At 36.8% G+C, this 19,614-nt stretch carries 5 protein-coding genes; 4 read left to right on the plus strand and 1 reads right to left on the minus strand.

The features are described 5' to 3' along the window. Positions 1 to 178: 178 nt before the first annotated feature. Entirely contained in the window at positions 179 to 14,806 is a 14,628-nt protein-coding gene (locus tag MT340_RS02175) for a YSIRK-type signal peptide-containing protein (protein ID WP_243603534.1), read from the plus strand. 173 nt (positions 14,807 to 14,979) lie between these two features. Further along, positions 14,980 to 15,777: a Cof-type HAD-IIB family hydrolase gene (locus tag MT340_RS02180; RefSeq protein ID WP_243588586.1), complete on the plus strand. Its 798-nt coding sequence runs from the start codon at positions 14,980 to 14,982 to the stop codon at positions 15,775 to 15,777. A gap of 62 nt (positions 15,778 to 15,839) precedes the next feature. On the opposite strand, the gene MT340_RS02185 is transcribed toward MT340_RS02180, so the two are convergent. Then, positions 15,840 to 16,832 (minus strand): D-lactate dehydrogenase, encoded by a 993-nt coding sequence (locus MT340_RS02185; RefSeq protein ID WP_243588587.1) that lies wholly within the window; start codon positions 16,830 to 16,832, stop codon positions 15,840 to 15,842. Positions 16,833 to 17,155: 323 nt separating this feature from the next. On the opposite strand from MT340_RS02185, the gene MT340_RS02190 reads away from it, so the two are divergent. Together MT340_RS02190 and MT340_RS02195 are read left to right on the plus strand one after the other, a co-directional pair. Next, positions 17,156 to 17,815, plus strand: coding sequence for an NAD(P)H-dependent oxidoreductase (locus MT340_RS02190; protein ID WP_243603535.1), 660 nt, complete (start codon positions 17,156 to 17,158; stop codon positions 17,813 to 17,815). A 204-nt stretch (positions 17,816 to 18,019) separates the two neighbouring features. Beyond that, complete coding sequence (locus tag MT340_RS02195; RefSeq protein WP_243588589.1) at positions 18,020 to 19,513, plus strand: aldehyde dehydrogenase family protein; 1,494 nt, start codon at positions 18,020 to 18,022, stop codon at positions 19,511 to 19,513. The last annotated feature ends 101 nt before the right edge of the window (positions 19,514 to 19,614 follow it).

Raw genomic sequence — 19,614 nt, forward strand, 5'->3', positions numbered from 1 at the left:
TTAGAGAGGGCAACCCCATCTTCTCTAATTGAAGTTTTTTCGTATTAAGAAACAAGGAAATTAAATAGTATAATTTTATTAATAATATGCATTTAATATAGTATTGTTATAAATATAAAATAATGCTATTATTAAATGAGATTTACCATTCAGAATTTACACCAAGGAAGTGACATCATTGAAAGAAAAATCTAACAATAAAATAGGTCCGTTTCTAAATAGACATAATAATTATTCTATTAGAAAATTTACTATTGGTACGGCTTCGATTCTCGTAGGGACTACTTTAATTTTTGGTTTGAGTAATGAAGCGCAAGCCCAAAGTAATGATGGAAGTAAACAAGCTATTGAACAATCCTCTGATGAACAAGCGATTGCACCACCTCAGACAAACGAATCCCAAAATAACACGGAAGTTAAAAAAATTGAACAAAAACCAAACGTAGATGAAGAATCAGTCAATGCATCTTCTACTACAAAAGAAACCCAAGATAATAAAGTAGATAAAACAAAAATAAATGATAATAACGAAGTTTCGGATGAACATAAAGAAGTTGAAAAATCTGATAATTCTAAAAAAGAAGATGTTAAAGTAGAAAAAGTTGATAATAAAGAGAAAGTTAAACAAGAAGAAAGTAAAGATTCTTCAAATTCAACAAAAGAAACTAAAAAAGATTTACACTATCAAGACAATACTAGAGAAAGAGCAGCTAGTTTAGAAGCAACTTATCCTAGTGGCGACGTAGAAGTAGATACTTCGGCTATTCCAGAAGCACCACAAGAGTTTATAACTCAATACAACAAATCTACTAATCGTGAAAAATTGATACATGATTTACTAACTGATTCATATGATGAAGCAGATGTTGCAGAAATACTAAAACGTGTAAATATCAATCTTAATAATACAACTGCACAAGAAGCATTTAAAGCAATTATGTCAGCAGGAATTAAATATGCGAATGAACAAACATCTCGTTACAGCGTCTATGCCGTAACTCCAAGTAGTTCAAATAAAATAAACAACCAAAATGTTAATTCAGTAGCTGATTTAAAAAGAATAGTTGGCGTTAACCCACAAAATGGTCTAACTATTACAGGTAGAGGTCATACAGCAGTAGATCAAGCCCCGGTTAATTATACTTTACATGCACAACCTAATCGCCGAAATAATACTATGGATTTCACTGTAACGTGGAAAGTCGATCCTTCAGCATCCGAACATGCTCATATGGCAGAATTAGCAGGATTTAATTTCGGTTCTGGATATAATGTCCCTAGTACTATAACTGGTTCTTACACTACAACTGGTGGACGCACTATATCAAATAATATGAATATGGTTACACAAGGACGCTTTAATTACCCTAAAGGCTATGTATTTACTTCAAGACTTCAAATAACAAGACTATTCGTAAATAATGGTGGACGTATTGAGTATCGATTTAGCCTTCCGGTTCGAAATTGGAATGGAGACTTAGGTTTCAATGGATATGTTGACATGTTTACTGATGGAGAGGAAAATCCTACTTCTCAATTTAATCCTTCATCTTTCCAAAATTATTTTTATGAGGAAGGTAAAGTACAAGGTGATGGAAATGTCGATGCTCATATAGTCTCAACTGATGATGCTTCGGATGTACAAGTAGTACCATTCCAAACTGAATATGTAGTATCTAAAGATGTACCGGTTGGTCAACAAGTCGTTCAAAGAGAAGGACGAAATGGTAAACACGGCACATTATATACTTCTGTAAGTTATAATAATCAATTTATAGGTCGATTTGTCAAACAAACTTATGATGAAGCCCCTGTAAATAGAATTGTAGCTATCGGTGTGGGTGCAGTTAATGATTCCAACCTTAGTGGACCATTAGCACCAATTATTGAACCACAATTATCTGGTGCTAATACTGTTAGTGGTGAAACAAGTCCCAATGCACAATTAGCTATTTATGTAGCAGGTAGAGAATATCATACTACAGCTGATAGCAATGGACGTTTCAACTTGAATTTGCCAAATTATTCTTTACAAGAAGGTGATCGCATTTCAGCTATTGCGACACTAGATGGTAAAAAAAGTAGCCCAGGTAAAACAATTGTCCCTAGAGATGGTAGAACACCTAACCTTAATACTAATGTTCAACGTGGTGTAGATAATAATAGAAAACCAGGAAGCTGGGTAACGATTACTAATGCGACTACTGGTCAACAAATTAGCCGTTTCTTTGTGCCAGATGGTTTACCGGGTCAAGATGGTCGTTCAATAACAATAACTGATGAACACTTAGATCCATCTACTGGAGAACGCGTCATTATATTTAGCGATGGTAGAACTATACGTATTCCTAAAGGCGAAAAAGGCGACAAGGGTGATAAAGGTGATCGTGGTCAAACTGGTGCAACAGGAGCTCGTGGTCCACAAGGAGCAGCAGGCCACTCAATTACAATTACTAGTACGACTGTAGATTCAGACGGTAATACTATCGTACATTTCAGTGATCGTACTACGCTTAAAATACCTAAAGGACCTAAAGGCGATAAAGGCGATCGCGGTCAAACTGGAGCACGAGGACCACAAGGCCCTGCAGGTCAATCAATAACAATTACAAACATATCTAAAGATAATGATGGAAATACTACTGTTGAATTTAGTGATCATTCTTCAATGATCATTCCAGCTGGTGTTCGAGGTCAAGATGGTACATCAATTGGTATCAAAACGATTTCAACACAAACTAATGGAGATACAGTCGTAACCTTTACAGATGGTAAGACTATGACAATTCCAAAAGGTGCAAAAGGGGATAAAGGTGATCGTGGACAAGCTGGTGCACGTGGAGCTGATGGTCATTCAATTACTATTACTAGTAATACCGTAGAAGCAAATGGTGACCGTAGAATTGTATTTTCTGATCATACTACTCTAGTTATTCCTAAAGGAGATAAGGGTGATAAAGGGGACAATGGAACATCTATTGGTATAACAAATATTGATACTGATTCAGCAGGAAATAAAGTTGTTCATTTTACAGATGGAAAAATAATGATAGTACCAAAAGGCGACAATGGTACTTCAATAGGAATTCAAACTATCATTCCACAAACAAGTGGAGACATAGTCGTAACCTTTACAGATGGAAAAACAATGACAATACCTAAGGGCGCTAAAGGTGATCGAGGCGATAATGGTACATCAATAGGTATCACTAGAATCGAAACAGATAGAGCAGGAAATAAAGTAGTCCATTTTTCAGATGGTAAAACAATGACAATCCCTAAAGGTCATGATGGAACATCAATTGGTATACGTTCAATTACATCTCAAGAGAATGGGGATACAATCGTAACCTTTACAGACGGTAAAACAATGACAATACCTAAAGGAGCTAAAGGTGATCGTGGTGAAGATGGTGCAAACGGTCAATCAATTACTATTATTAGTAATATAGTAGAGCCAAATGGAGATCGTAAAATTGTTTTCTCAGATAATACGTGCTTAATCATACCTAAGGGTGACAAAGGTGATAAAGGTGATAAAGGCGACAATGGAACATCTATTGGTATAACAAACATTGAGATTGATGTGACAGGCAATCAAGTTGTTCATTTTACAGATGGAAAAACAATGATAGTTCCTAAAGGAGATAAGGGTGACAAAGGTGACAATGGAACATCAATAGGAATTCAAACAATTACATCACATTTTAATGGAGATACAGTTGTAACCTTTACAGACGGTAAGACAATGATAATTCCTAAGGGAGCTAAAGGTGACAAAGGTGATAAAGGTGAAGTTGGAGCACGTGGTGCAGACGGACATTCTATCACTATTATAAGTAGAACCATCGAACCAAATGGAGATCGTAAAATTGTTTTCTCAGATAATACATGTTTAATCATACCTAAGGGTGATAAAGGTGATCGAGGTGACAATGGAACTTCAATAAGTATTACGACTATTGATACTGATACAACAGGCAATAAAGTAGTTCATTTCAGCGATGGAAAAACAATGATAGTTCCAAAAGGCCAAGATGGCACATCTATTGGCATTCAAACAACAACAAAATCATCAAATGGAGATACCATAATTACATTTACCAATGGAAAAACAATCACAATTCCGAAAGGTGACAAAGGTGATCGAGGTGATAATGGAACTTCAATTGGTATAACAAATATTGAAACGAATACTTCCGGTGATAAAGTTGTTCATTTTACAGATGGAAAAACAATGATTGTACCAAAAGGCCAAGATGGCACATCGATTGGTATACGAACAATCACACCACAAGCCAATGGGGATACAGTCGTAATCTTTACAGATGGCAAGACAATGACGATTCGTAAGGGTGATAAAGGTGACCGAGGTGAAGTCGGGGCACGAGGCGCAGATGGTCACTCAATTACAATCACAAGTAATACCGTTACATCAAATGGCGACCGCAGAATTGTGTTCTCAGATAATACATCGGTTATTATTCCGAAAGGCGATAAAGGTGATAAAGGTGACCGAGGCGACAACGGTACATCAATTGGTATCCAAACAATCACACCACAAGCCAATGGAGATACAGTCGTAATCTTTACAGATGGCAAGACAATGACGATTCATAAAGGTGATAAAGGTGATCGAGGAGAAGTTGGAGCACGAGGTGCAGATGGTCACTCAATTACAATCACAAGTAATACCGTTACATCAAATGGTGATCGTAGAATTGTGTTCTCAGATAATACATCGGTTATTATTCCGAAAGGTGATAAAGGTGATAAAGGTGACCGAGGTGACAATGGTACCTCAGTTGGTATAACAAATATTGAAACTGATATTTCGGGAAATAAAATTGTTCACTTTACAGATGGTAAAGCAATGACGATTCCAAAAGGCCAAGATGGTATATCGATTGGTATTCTTTCTATTAAATCACAAGAAAATGGAGACACAGTTGTAACCTTTACAGATGGAAAAACAATGACAATACCAAAAGGAGCAAAAGGTGATCGAGGAGAAGTTGGAGCACGAGGTGCAGATGGTCATTCAATTACAATCACAAGTAATATAGTAAAATCTAACGGCGACCGTAAAATTACTTTTTCTGATAATACATCTATTATTATTCCTAAAGGTGATAAAGGTGACCGAGGCGATAATGGTACTTCTATCAGTATTACCCAAATTGAAACTGCTACGAATGGTAATAAAATTGTTCATTTTAGTGATGGTAAAGTTATGGAAATTCCTAAAGGTGAACGTGGAGAAACAGGCCATGATGGAACATCAATTACTATTACGAATATAAGCACTGATGAATCTGATAATACGATTGTTCATTTCAGTGACGGTAAATCTATCAGTATTCCTAAAGGTCAAGAAGGACGTTCTATTGGTATTCAAAATATAAGTAAAAATGCGCAAGGCGACACAGTTGTAACCTTTACAGATGGTAAATCAATCACTATACCAAAAGGTGAACGTGGAGAAAAAGGTCAGGACGGACAAAATGGTCACGATGGTAAATCAATCGTAATTACCGATACACATATAGATGAAGTAGGAAATACAATAATTACATTTAATGACGGTAGAAGCATCACAATACCGAAAGGCCAAGATGGTCATTCAATTGAAATTCAATCAGTTGATAGAAATCAACAAGGTGATACAGTTATTGTATTTACAAATGGAAAATCAGTGACCATTCCTAAAGGCGACCGTGGAGAAAAAGGTCATGATGGAATTTCTATAAGTATTACAAGTACAGAAACTGATAGCTCAGGTAATACAATAGTTCATTTTAGTGATGGTAGAAGTATAACAATACCTAAAGGTCATGATGGTCAGTCAGTCGGCATTAAAACAACTACAACATTACCAAGTGGCGATACTTTAGTGACATTTACAGATGGTAAGTCGATTACAATACCGAAAGGAGAAAAAGGACAAGACGGCCATTCAATAACTATTTTAAGTAATACAGTTGAACAAAATGGTGATCGAAAAGTTACTTTCTCTGATAATACATCTATCATTATTCCTAAAGGAGACAAAGGTGACCGAGGAGAAAATGGCCGAGATGGTCAATCAATCGTAATAACAGATTCACATGTAGATAGCGTAGGCAACACAGTGATTACGTTCAACGATGGACGTTCAATTACATTACCAAAAGGTCAAGACGGTTACTCAATTGGCATTCAAACTACAACAAAATCACCAAATGGAGATACAGTGATCACATTTACAGATGGTAAAACAATCACAATACCAAAAGGTGAAAAAGGTGAAAACGGACGAGACGGTCAAAATGGCACGTCGATTACAATTACAACAACAGGCACAGATAGTGCAGGTAACACTGTAATTACATTTAGCGATGGCAAAACAGTAACTGTACCAAAAGGCCAAGATGGCCACTCAATCGGTATCCAAGCCATCACACAAAATACGGCTGGTGATACAGTAGTAACATTCACCGATGGTAAGTCAATGACAATACCAAAAGGTAGAGATGGCCAAAACGGTAGAGATGGTCAATCAATCGTAGTCACAAATACCCATACCGACGGTTCAGGTAATACAGTGATTACGTTCAATGATGGACGTTCAATTACATTACCAAAAGGTCAAGATGGTCACTCAGTCGGTATCCAAGCCATCACACAAAATACAGCTGGCGATACAATAGTGACATTTACCGATGGTAAGTCAATGACAATACCAAAAGGTCGAGATGGCCAAAATGGACGTGATGGCCAATCAATCGTAATCACAAATACCCATACAGATGGTTCAGGTAATACAGTGATTACGTTCAACGACGGACGTTCAATAACATTACCGAAAGGTCAAGATGGTCACTCAATTGGTATTCAAACAACATCGAAATCTCCAAACGGAGATATAGTGGTTAGATTTACAGATGGTAAAACAATCACAATACCGAAAGGTGATAGAGGTGAAAACGGTCGAGACGGTCAAAATGGCACATCGATTACAATTACAACAACAGGCACAGATAGTGCAGGAAATACTGTCATTACATTTAGTGATGGCAAAACAGTAACTGTACCAAAAGGCCAAGATGGCCACTCAATTGGTATCCAAGCCATCACACAAAATACGGCTGGCGATACCGTAGTGACATTTACCGACGGTAAGTCAATGACAATACCAAAAGGTAGAGATGGCCAAAACGGTAGAGATGGTCAATCAATCGTAATCACAGATACCCATACAGATGGCTCAGGTAACACAGTAATCACGTTCAATGATGGACGCTCAATAACATTACCGAAAGGTCAAGACGGTCAATCAATTGGTATTCAAACAACAGCGAAATCACCAAATGGAGATACCGTGATTACATTTACGGATGGTAAAACAATCACAATACCGAAAGGTGACAAAGGTGACCGAGGAGAAAATGGTCGAGATGGCCAAAATGGTACATCGATTACAATTACAACTACAAGCACAGATAGTGCAGGAAATACTGTCATTACATTTAGCGATGGCAAAACAGTAACTGTACCAAAAGGTCAAGATGGCCACTCAATTGGTATCCAAGCCATCACACAAAATACGGCTGGTGATACAGTAGTAACATTCACCGACGGTAAGTCAATGACAATACCAAAAGGTAGAGATGGCCAAAACGGACATGACGGCCAAAATGGTCGAGATGGTCAATCAATTGTAATCACAAATACTCATATCGACGGTTCAGGTAATACAGTGATTACGTTCAATGATGGACGTTCAATAACATTACCGAAAGGTCAAGACGGTCAATCAATTGGCATTCAAACAACAGCGAAATCACCAAACGGCGATACAGTGATCACATTTACAGATGGTAAAACAATCACAATACCGAAAGGTGATAGAGGTGAAAACGGCCGAGACGGTCAAAATGGCACATCGATTACAATTACAACTACAGGCACAGATAGTGCAGGAAATACTGTCATTACATTTAGCGATGGTAAAACAGTAACCGTGCCAAAAGGTCAAGATGGCCACTCAGTCGGTATCCAAGCCATCACACAAAATACAGCTGGCGATACAATAGTGACATTTACCGATGGTAAGTCAATGACAATACCAAAAGGTCGAGATGGCCAAAACGGTAGAGATGGTCAATCAATCGTAATCACAAATACCCATACAGACAGTTCAGGTAATACAGTGATTACGTTCAACGACGGACGTTCAATAACATTACCGAAAGGTCAAGATGGTCACTCAATTGGTATTCAAACAACAACAAAATCATCAAATGGAGATACCGTGATCACATTTACAGATGGTAAAACAATCACAATACCGAAAGGTGACAAAGGTGACCGAGGAGAAAATGGCCGAGACGGTCAAAATGGCACATCGATTACAATTACAACAACAGGCACAGATAGTGCAGGTAATACTATCATTACATTTAGTGATGGCAAAACAGTAACCGTGCCAAAAGGTCAAGATGGTCAATCAATCGGTATCCAAACCATCACACAAAATACAGCTGGTGATACAGTAGTAACATTCACCGATGGTAAGTCAATGACAATACCAAAAGGTCGAGATGGCCAAAACGGTAGAGATGGTCAATCAATCGTAATCACAGATACCCATACAGACGGTTCAGGTAATACAGTGATTACGTTCAACGACGGACATACAATAACCTTACCGAAAGGTCAAGATGGTCACTCAATTGGTATTCAAACAACATCGAAATCACCAAACGGAGATACAGTGGTTACATTTACAGATGGTAAAACAATCACAATACCAAAAGGTGAAAAAGGTGAAAACGGCACATCGATTACGATTACAACTACAAGCACAGATAGTGCAGGTAATACTGTCATTACATTTAGCGATGGTAAAACAGTAACCGTGCCAAAAGGTCAAGATGGCCACTCAATTGGTATCCAAGCCATCACACAAAATACAGCTGGCGATACAGTAGTAACATTTACCGATGGTAAGTCAATGACAATACCAAAAGGTAGAGATGGCCAAAACGGTAGAGATGGTCGATCAATCGTAATCACAAATACCCATACCGACGGTTCAGGTAATACAGTGATTACGTTCAATGATGGACGTTCAATTACATTACCAAAAGGTCAAGATGGTCACTCAATTGGTATTCAAACAACAGCGAAATCACCAAACGGAGATACCGTGATTACATTTACAGATGGTAAAACAATCACAATACCGAAAGGTGACCGAGGAGAAAATGGCCGAGACGGTCAAAATGGCACATCGATTACAATTACAACAACAGGCACAGATAGTGCAGGTAACACTGTAATTACATTTAGCGATGGCAAAACAGTAACTGTACCAAAAGGTCAAGATGGCCACTCAATTGGTATCCAAGCCATCACACAAAATACGGCTGGTGATACAGTAGTAACATTCACCGACGGTAAGTCAATGACAATACCAAAAGGTAGAGATGGCCAAAACGGACATGACGGCCAAAATGGTCGAGATGGTCAATCAATTGTAATCACAAATACTCATATCGACGGTTCAGGTAATACAGTGATTACGTTCAATGATGGACGTTCAATAACATTACCGAAAGGTCAAGACGGTCAATCAATTGGCATTCAAACAACAGCGAAATCACCAAACGGCGATACAGTGATCACATTTACAGATGGTAAAACAATCACAATACCGAAAGGTGATAGAGGTGACCGAGGAGAAAATGGTCGAGATGGCCAAAATGGTACATCGATTACAATTACAACTACAAGCACAGATAATGCAGGAAATACTGTCATTACATTTAGCGATGGCAAAACAGTAACTGTACCAAAAGGTCAAGACGGTCACTCAGTCGGTATCCAAGCCATCACACAAAATACAGCTGGCGATACAATAGTGACATTTACCGATGGTAAGTCAATGACAATACCAAAAGGTCGAGATGGCCAAAATGGACGTGATGGCCAATCAATCGTAATCACAAATACCCATACAGATGGTTCAGGTAATACAGTGATTACGTTCAACGACGGACGTTCAATAACATTACCGAAAGGTCAAGATGGTCACTCAATTGGTATTCAAACAACATCGAAATCTCCAAACGGAGATATAGTGGTTAGATTTACAGATGGTAAAACAATCACAATACCGAAAGGTGATAGAGGTGAAAACGGTCGAGACGGTCAAAATGGCACATCGATTACAATTACAACAACAGGCACAGATAGTGCAGGAAATACTGTCATTACATTTAGTGATGGCAAAACAGTAACTGTACCAAAAGGCCAAGATGGCCACTCAATTGGTATCCAAGCCATCACACAAAATACGGCTGGCGATACCGTAGTGACATTTACCGACGGTAAGTCAATGACAATACCAAAAGGTAGAGATGGCCAAAACGGTCGAGATGGTCAATCAATCGTAATCACAGATACCCATATCGACGGTTCAGGTAACACAGTAATCACGTTCAATGATGGACGCTCAATAACATTACCGAAAGGTCAAGACGGTCAATCAATTGGTATTCAAACAACAGCGAAATCACCAAATGGAGATACCGTGATTACATTTACGGATGGTAAAACAATCACAATACCGAAAGGTGACAAAGGTGACCGAGGAGAAAATGGTCGAGATGGCCAAAATGGTACATCGATTACAATTACAACTACAAGCACAGATAGTGCAGGAAATACTGTCATTACATTTAGCGATGGCAAAACAGTAACTGTACCAAAAGGTCAAGATGGCCACTCAATTGGTATCCAAGCTATCACACAAAATGCGGCTGGCGATACAGTAGTAACATTTACCGATGGTAAGTCAATGACAATACCAAAAGGTAGAGATGGCCAAAATGGACGAGATGGTCAATCAATCGTAATCACAGATACCCATACAGACAGTTCAGGTAATACAGTGATTACGTTCAACGACGGACGTTCAATAACATTACCGAAAGGTCAAGATGGTCACTCAATTGGTATTCAAACAACATCGAAATCACCAAACGGAGATACAGTGATCACATTTACAGATGGTAAAACAATCACAATACCGAAAGGTGACCGAGGAGAAAATGGTCGAGATGGCCAAAATGGTACATCGATTACAATTACAACAACAGGCACAGATAGTGCAGGAAATACTGTCATTACATTTAGTGATGGCAAAACAGTAACCGTACCAAAAGGTCAAGATGGCCACTCAGTTGGTATCCAAGCCATCACACAAAATACAGCTGGCGATACCGTAGTGACATTTACCGATGGTAAGTCAATGACAATACCAAAAGGTAGAGATGGCCAAAACGGTAGAGATGGTCAATCAATCGTAATCACAAATACCCATACAGACGGTTCAGGTAATACAGTGATTACGTTCAATGACGGACGTTCAATTACATTACCAAAAGGTCAAGATGGCCACTCAATTGGTATCCAAGCCATCACACAAAATACGGCTGGCGATACCGTAGTGACATTTACCGACGGTAAGTCAATGACAATACCAAAAGGTAGAGATGGCCAAAACGGCCGAGACGGCCAAAATGGTCGAGATGGTCAATCAATTGTAATCACAAATACTCATACCGACGGTTCAGGTAATACAGTGATTACGTTCAATGATGGACGCTCAATAACATTACCGAAAGGTCAAGACGGTCAATCAATTGGCATTCAAACAACATCGAAATCACCAAACGGCGATACAGTGATCACATTTACAGATGGTAAAACAATCACAATACCGAAAGGTGATAGAGGTGAAAACGGCCGAGACGGTCAAAATGGCACATCGATTACAATTACAACTACAGGCACAGATAGTGCAGGAAATACTGTCATTACATTTAGCGATGGCAAAACAGTAACTGTACCAAAAGGTCAAGATGGCCACTCAATTGGTATCCAAGCCATCACACAAAATGCGGCTGGCGATACAGTAGTAACATTTACCGATGGTAAGTCAATGACAATACCAAAAGGTAGAGATGGCCAAAACGGTAGAGATGGTCAATCAATCGTAATCACAAATACCCATACCGACGGTTCAGGTAATACAGTGATTACGTTCAATGACGGACGTTCAATTACATTACCAAAAGGTCAAGATGGTCACTCAATTGGTATTCAAACAACATCGAAATCACCAAGTGGAGATACAGTGATCACATTTACAGATGGTAAGTCAATGACAATACCGAAAGGTGAAAAAGGTGAAAATGGCACATCGATTACAATTACAACAACAGGCACAGATAGTGCAGGTAACACTGTCATTACATTTAGCGATGGCAAAACAGTAACTGTACCAAAAGGTCAAGATGGTCACTCAATTGGTATCCAAGCCATCACACAAAATACGGCTGGCGATACCGTAGTGACATTTACCGACGGTAAGTCAATGACAATACCAAAAGGTAGAGATGGCCAAAACGGCCGAGACGGCCAAAATGGTCGAGATGGTCAATCAATTGTAATCACAAATACTCATACCGACGGTTCAGGTAATACAGTGATTACGTTCAATGATGGACGCTCAATAACATTACCGAAAGGTCAAGACGGTCAATCAATTGGCATTCAAACAACATCGAAATCACCAAACGGCGATACAGTGATCACATTCACCGACGGTAAAACAATCACAATACCAAAAGGTCAAGATGGCCAAAATGGCCGAGACGGTCAAAACGGTAGAGATGGTCAATCAATTGTGATCACAAATACACATACAGACGACGCAGGCAACACAGTGATTACGTTCAACGACGGACGTTCAATTACCTTACCGAAAGGTCAAGATGGTTACTCAATTGGTATTCAAACAACATCGAAATCACCAAACGGAGATACAGTGATTACATTTACAGATGGTAAAACAATCACAATACCGAAAGGTGATAAAGGTGAAGATGGACGAAATGGCACATCGATTACAATTACAACAACAGGTACAGATAGTGCAGGAAATACTGTCATTACATTTAGTGATGGCAAAACAGTAACCGTACCAAAAGGTAAAGATGGCCACTCAATCGGTATCCAAGCCATCACACAAAATGCGAACGGCGATACAGTAGTAACATTCACCGATGGTAAGTCAATGACAATACCAAAAGGTAAAGATGGCCAAGATGGACGAGATGGCCAATCAATTGTAATCACAAATACTCATACTGACGGCGCGGGTAATACAGTGATTATGTTCAATAACGGACGTACAATAACATTACCGAAAGGTCAAGACGGTCATTCAATTGGCATTCAAACAACAGCGAAATTACCAAATGGAGATACTGTAATCACATTTACGGATGGTAAAACAATCACAATACCGAAAGGTGAAAATGGTCAATCCATAACTATTACTAGTCAAAGAATAACTTCGAGTGGCGATACAATAATTGTATTTTCAGACGGTCATTCTGTAACGATACCAAGAGGTCAAGATGGTCATTCTGTAACTATTAAAGAAACTCATAAAGATAAAGATGGCAATACCGTTGTAGTATTTAGTTATGGAAATAATATTACAATTGAAAAAGGTCGCGATGGACGAGACGGACGTGATGGTCGAGACGGTCGCGATGGCAGAGATGGCCAAAACGGCTATAACGGATACAACGGCCAAAATGGAAATAATGGCTATAATGGTCAAAATGGTAACAATGTTTATAACGGTACTACAGTAAAAATTATTGGCCAAAGAATTACAAAAGAAGGAAATACAATCATTGAATTTAGTGACGGTAACTCTGTAACAATACCAAGAGGTCAAGATGGTCATTCAGTTACTATAAAAGAGACATATAAAGATCAAAATGGTAATTCAGTTGTAGTATTTAGTGATGGACATAAAATTACAGTTGAAAATGGTCGAGATGGCCAAAATGGTAGCTCAATTACAATTGTCGGTCAAAGAATTACAAAAGAAGGAAATACAGTCATCGAATTTAGTGATGGACATTCAGTGACAATACCAAAAGGCCAAGATGGCCACTCTGTTATTACTAAAGAAACATATAAAGATCAAAACGGTAATACAGTTATTGTCTTTAGTGATAATAAAAAATTAATCGTTGAAGGATCATCTTCAGCACCAAAATATAATCCAACTACTGTACCAAATGTAGTAACTAATTACTATATTGATAACCATGGAAATACTATTATATTGTTAGCAGATGGTAGACAATTATGCGTGCCATGTTTAAATGGTAAAGCATCTACAATTCAATATTATTATCTTGATAATGATGGCAATATTCATATTGATTTAACTAATCATCCAAGTATTGTAATACCAAGACAACCAATTGCACCACATCACATGGATTATAAATATTACAATCACCGTGAATTCGGTCATCATAACGATTTTAATTATGATCATTCTAAATACCATACTCCATATGGTTATGAGCAACATAGATATAATAATGGACATGAATACTATGAAGTTAATAATCAACATAGTTTCAATAATTACGCACATAACCATCAAGAACATAACGGATTTAATTATGATAGAGACATAAATCAACATGGTCATTCTCAACAACATGATCAATATACTAAATCTAATTATCGTTCTCATGTTAACTACCATGGACATGGTTACACTATGACTGAAGCTATGAAACAATATAGAACAGTAGTAGCAAGAAAATATGCATTACCTAATACAGGTGAGTCAGGATCATTATCATTAAGTTATTTAATGGCACTTATTGGAAGCATGTTATTACTTGGTGGTTATAAAAAAAGACAACAAACTAAATAATAATTAGTTGGTAAAACTCCTCTTGTGATAGATCAAGAGGAGTTTTATTTATATTTTTGAATGAAGTTTCAAAATATGAATATAGTTTCAACCTCATTTAGTGAACTTTAATCATAAAAGGGGGATAGATATAATTGTTTTAAATAAAACGTTAAATTTAAGGGGGAGCTTTTATGGTTAAAGCAATTGCTGTGGATATGGATGGGACATTTTTAGATTCAAATAAGGAATATGATACAGCTCGTTTTAATAAAATTTTTCAAGAGTTGAAGCAACGTAATATAGAATTTATTGCTGCAAGTGGTAATCAATTTGCGAAACTGAAATCAATATTTGGTGAAAGAGATATGTTCTTTATTTCGGAAAATGGAGCAGTCATTTATCATGGTACAGACTTATATAATTATCGCAGTTTTAGTCAAGATGAGTATACGGAAGTCGTCAATTATCTAAATAATGAAAGAAAGATTGATGAATTTATCGTATGTGGTTTGAAAAGCGCATATATTTTAAAAAATACGAGTGAGGCTTTTAAGAAAGATGCACATTTCTATTATCATCAGTTAGAAGAAATTGATTCATTTCAACCACTACCAGATGATGAATATGTCAAAATAGCGTTAAACATTAATCGCGATACGCATTCAACATTGGATGCTGATTTAGAAGAAAAGTTTAGCGATACAATCAAACTTGTGTCAAGTGGTCATAACAGTATTGATATTATCATGCCTAACATGACTAAAGGGCAAGCGCTCAAACGGTTATTAAATGAGTGGAATATGGAGGCGTCAGAGTTGATGGCATTTGGAGATGCGAATAATGATAAAGACATGTTAGAATTCGCAAAATATAGCTATGTAATGGCAAATAGCCAAGATCAATCTTTATTCGATATCGCTAGTGCAGTAGCACCAAGTAATGATGAACAAGGTGTTTTACAAATCATTGAACAAGAAGTATTAAAATAGGCAAGAAAAAAGCTGAAGTCTCAAATAGAGATTTCAGCTTTTGTAATTTATAGTGTAATGTCTTAGTTTAATTGAGTTTCACATTTGCCTGTGTTAATTACAGATAATGCAGCGTTTAATCCGCCTTCAACTAAGTTTCTTACAGCTTCGTCTGAGAAGAAAGCAATGTGAGGTGTTACTAAGATATTTTCATTTTCAATTAATTCTAATAATGTTTTATCTTCGACTTCTTTATTAGACCAGTCATATGTGAAGTAATCAGCTTCATTCTCATAAGTATCAATAGCAGCACCTAATAAAGTACCATTATTAACAGCTTTGATTAATTCAGGTGTATCGATTACAGCACCACGAGCAGCGTTAACTAATACAGCGCCTTTTTTTACTTTAGAGAACATTTCTGCATCAAATAAGTGGAAGCTTTCTTTGTTAGCAGGTACATGTAATGAAATGATATCTGCGCCATCAATAGCTTCTTCTACTGAATCTTTGTATTCTAAGAAGTCTAAAGAGTTGTTAGGATATGCATCGTAACCAACAACTTTAGCACCAAAACCAGCATAAATTTTACCAGTTGCAGCACCGATACGACCTGTACCAATAATTGCTACAGTCATATTTTTAACAGGAGTAGACATGATTGGTGCTGCCCATTTGAAATTATGTTCTTGAACGCGTTTTTCAATTGCAGGGAAGCGACGAATTAAATGAAGTGCAATTGATACTGAATATTCTGCGATAGTTTCTGGAGAATAACTAGGCACGTTAGAAATGATAATGCCATGTTTTTTAGCAAGATCTAAATCATACATATCAAATCCAGCTGTACGTTGTGCAATTTGTTTAATGCCATATTTCTCAAGTTTAGGATAAACTGAATCTGCTAATTTACCAAACTGCATTGTAGTTACGCCATCGAAACCTTCTAATTGATCAACTGTTTCTTCGCTTAAAATATCTTCAGAAGTAACAACTTCTACATTGTTAGCTTTACCCCAATTTAAAGCGTCATTTTTCTCATAGTCACGAGTTCCGAAAAACATAATTTTTGTCATTATTATAACCCCATTTCAAGTTGTATAGATTTATATATTAATTAATAATTAAGACTGAAGTTGACCATAGAAATGTATATGTAATTAAAATAATGATTTGAAACATCTCTATTACTTAACTTACAGATATATTATATTGTGAATTAATTCACAAATCAATAGTTTTGATTAATTTTTATGATTAAATGTTAAAAAACTCACATAAAAAAGTCTTTTGTAATTAATTTTCAAATAATTAGAGCAAAAAATATAAGCTAATATCTTTAGTGATGAGAAAGAGTCATTTATAATTTGAATGAAAATATTCTGAGGAGGCTAATTTTATGAGTGAAATGCAAGATACAATTATAAACGCGTTTAATTTTAGACATGCAACAAAAGAGTTTGATCCGGAGAAAAAAGTGAGCGATTCTGACTTTGAAACGATACTTGAAACAGCTAGATTATCACCAAGCTCATTAGGTTTAGAGCCATGGCGTTTTGTCGTGATTCAGAATCAAGATTTACGAGATAAATTAATTCCGTATAGTGCAGGTGCTCAAAAGCAGTTGAAAACGGCAAGTCACTTCGTACTTATATTAGCCCGTAAGAATGTAACTCCTAGTTCTGATTACGTTCAATCGGTTGTTAAAAATGTCAAAAAATACGAAGAAAGTACGCTACCTGCATTTAATGAAAAAGTAAATGGCTTCCAAACGAATTTCCATATTAATGATAATGACCGTACATTATTAGATTGGGCGAGCAAACAAACGTATATTGCTTTAGCTAATATGATGACATCTGCAGCGTTACTTGGCATCGACTCATGTCCAATGGAAAGTTTCGACTTAGATAAAGTTACTGAAATCTTATCTGAAGAAGGCATTTTAAACACTGATGATTTTGCACCTTCTGTTATGGTTGGTTTCGGCTATAGAAAAGAGGAACCTAAAGCGAAAGTACGTCAATCTGCAGATGATGTTATTCAATGGGTTAAATAAAATTGATATGTGTAATTCTTAAGTGAACGGGTAAACACCATATGTGAAGAAATGAAGCGGAATAAGTTAGAGCAACTTATTTCGTTTTTTCAACAAAATAAAGTAAAATAACACTAGAAAATAGTAAACGCTTACATTTTAGTGAGATTTATAAATTAATCTTTTGCATCACGTTTTAAAAACTTTTAAAAAGGATGATGACATATGGCTAAAGTAAATGTTAGAGATTTTATCGATGAAAAATATGGTTTATTCATTAACGGAGAATTTCAAGATAGTGAAAGTGGAGAAACGTTAACAGTTACTAATCCTGCTAACGGTGAAGATTTAGCACAAGTAGCTAAAGCGAATAAAAAAGATGTCGATAAAGCAGTACAAGCCGCAACTAATGCATTTGACAGTTGGAGTAAAATTTCAAAAGAAGAACGTGCAGACTATTTATTAGAAATTAGTCGTCGTATCCATGAAAAAGCTGAACACTTTGCGACAGTCGAATCATTACAAAATGGTAAACCTTATCGTGAAACATCAACAATTGATGTGCCACAAGCGGCAAACCAATTTAAATATTTCGCAAGTGTGTTAACTACTGATGAAGGTACAGTCAATGAACTAGATGAAAATACAATGAGTTTAGTAGTTAATGAACCAGTGGGCGTAGTTGGCGCAGTAGTAGCTTGGAATTTCCCAATTTTATTAGCATCATGGAAATTGGGTCCAGCATTAGCAGCAGGTAATACAGTAGTTATTCAACCATCATCATCAACACCATTAACTTTAATTGAACTTGCAAAAGTCTTCCAAGAAGTATTACCTAAAGGTGTTGTAAACGTAGTAACAGGTAAAGGTTCTGAATCTGGTGACGCTATCTTCAATCATGAAGGTGTAAATAAATTATCATTCACTGGTTCTACAGATGTTGGTTACGGTGTAGCTAAAGCAGGTGCTGAACGTATCGTACCAACAACATTAGAACTAGGTGGTAAAAGTGCGAACATCATCTTTGACGATGCTAACTTAGAACAAGTGGTTGAAGGTGTACAATTAGGCATTCTATTCAACCAAGGTGAAGTTTGTAGTGCAGGTTCTCGCTTATTAGTTCAATCTTCAATTTATGATGAAATCATGCCTAAGCTTAAAGATGCATTTGAAAATATTAAAGTAGGCGATCCATTCGACGAAGATGTGAAAATGAGTGCACAAACTGGTCCAGAACAATTAGAAAAAATTGAAAGCTATGTAAAATTAGCTGAAGAAGATTCAAGTGCTAATATTTTAACTGGTGGCCATCGTATTACAGATAATGGTCGCGATAAAGGTTATTTCTTCGAACCAACAATTATTGAATTAAGTGATAATAGCCATAAATTAGCGCAAGAAGAAATCTTCGGACCTGTATTAGTGGTTGAAAAATTCGACGATGAACAAGATGCAATTAAAATTGCGAACGATTCTGAATATGGTTTAGCTGGTGGTATCTTTACTACTAATATCAACCGTGCATTAAATGTTGCAAAAGCAATGAGAACAGGCCGTATTTGGATTAATACTTATAACCAAATTCCAGCAGGCGCACCATTTGGCGGTTACAAAAAATCAGGTATTGGCCGTGAAGTTTATAAAGATGCAATTAAAAACTATCAACAAGTTAAAAACATCTTTATTGACACTAGCAACCAAACAAAAGGTTTATACTAAGATAGATAGAGATTTATTGAACAGGGCGTGTCCAACGTCCTGTTTTTTATGTTTAAAAAACAAGCAAAAAAACAGAGTAGTCTGATGATGACTACTCTGTT

The sequence above is a fragment of the Staphylococcus sp. NRL 16/872 genome (assembly GCF_022815905.2).
Taxonomy (GTDB): Bacteria; Bacillota; Bacilli; order Staphylococcales; family Staphylococcaceae; genus Staphylococcus.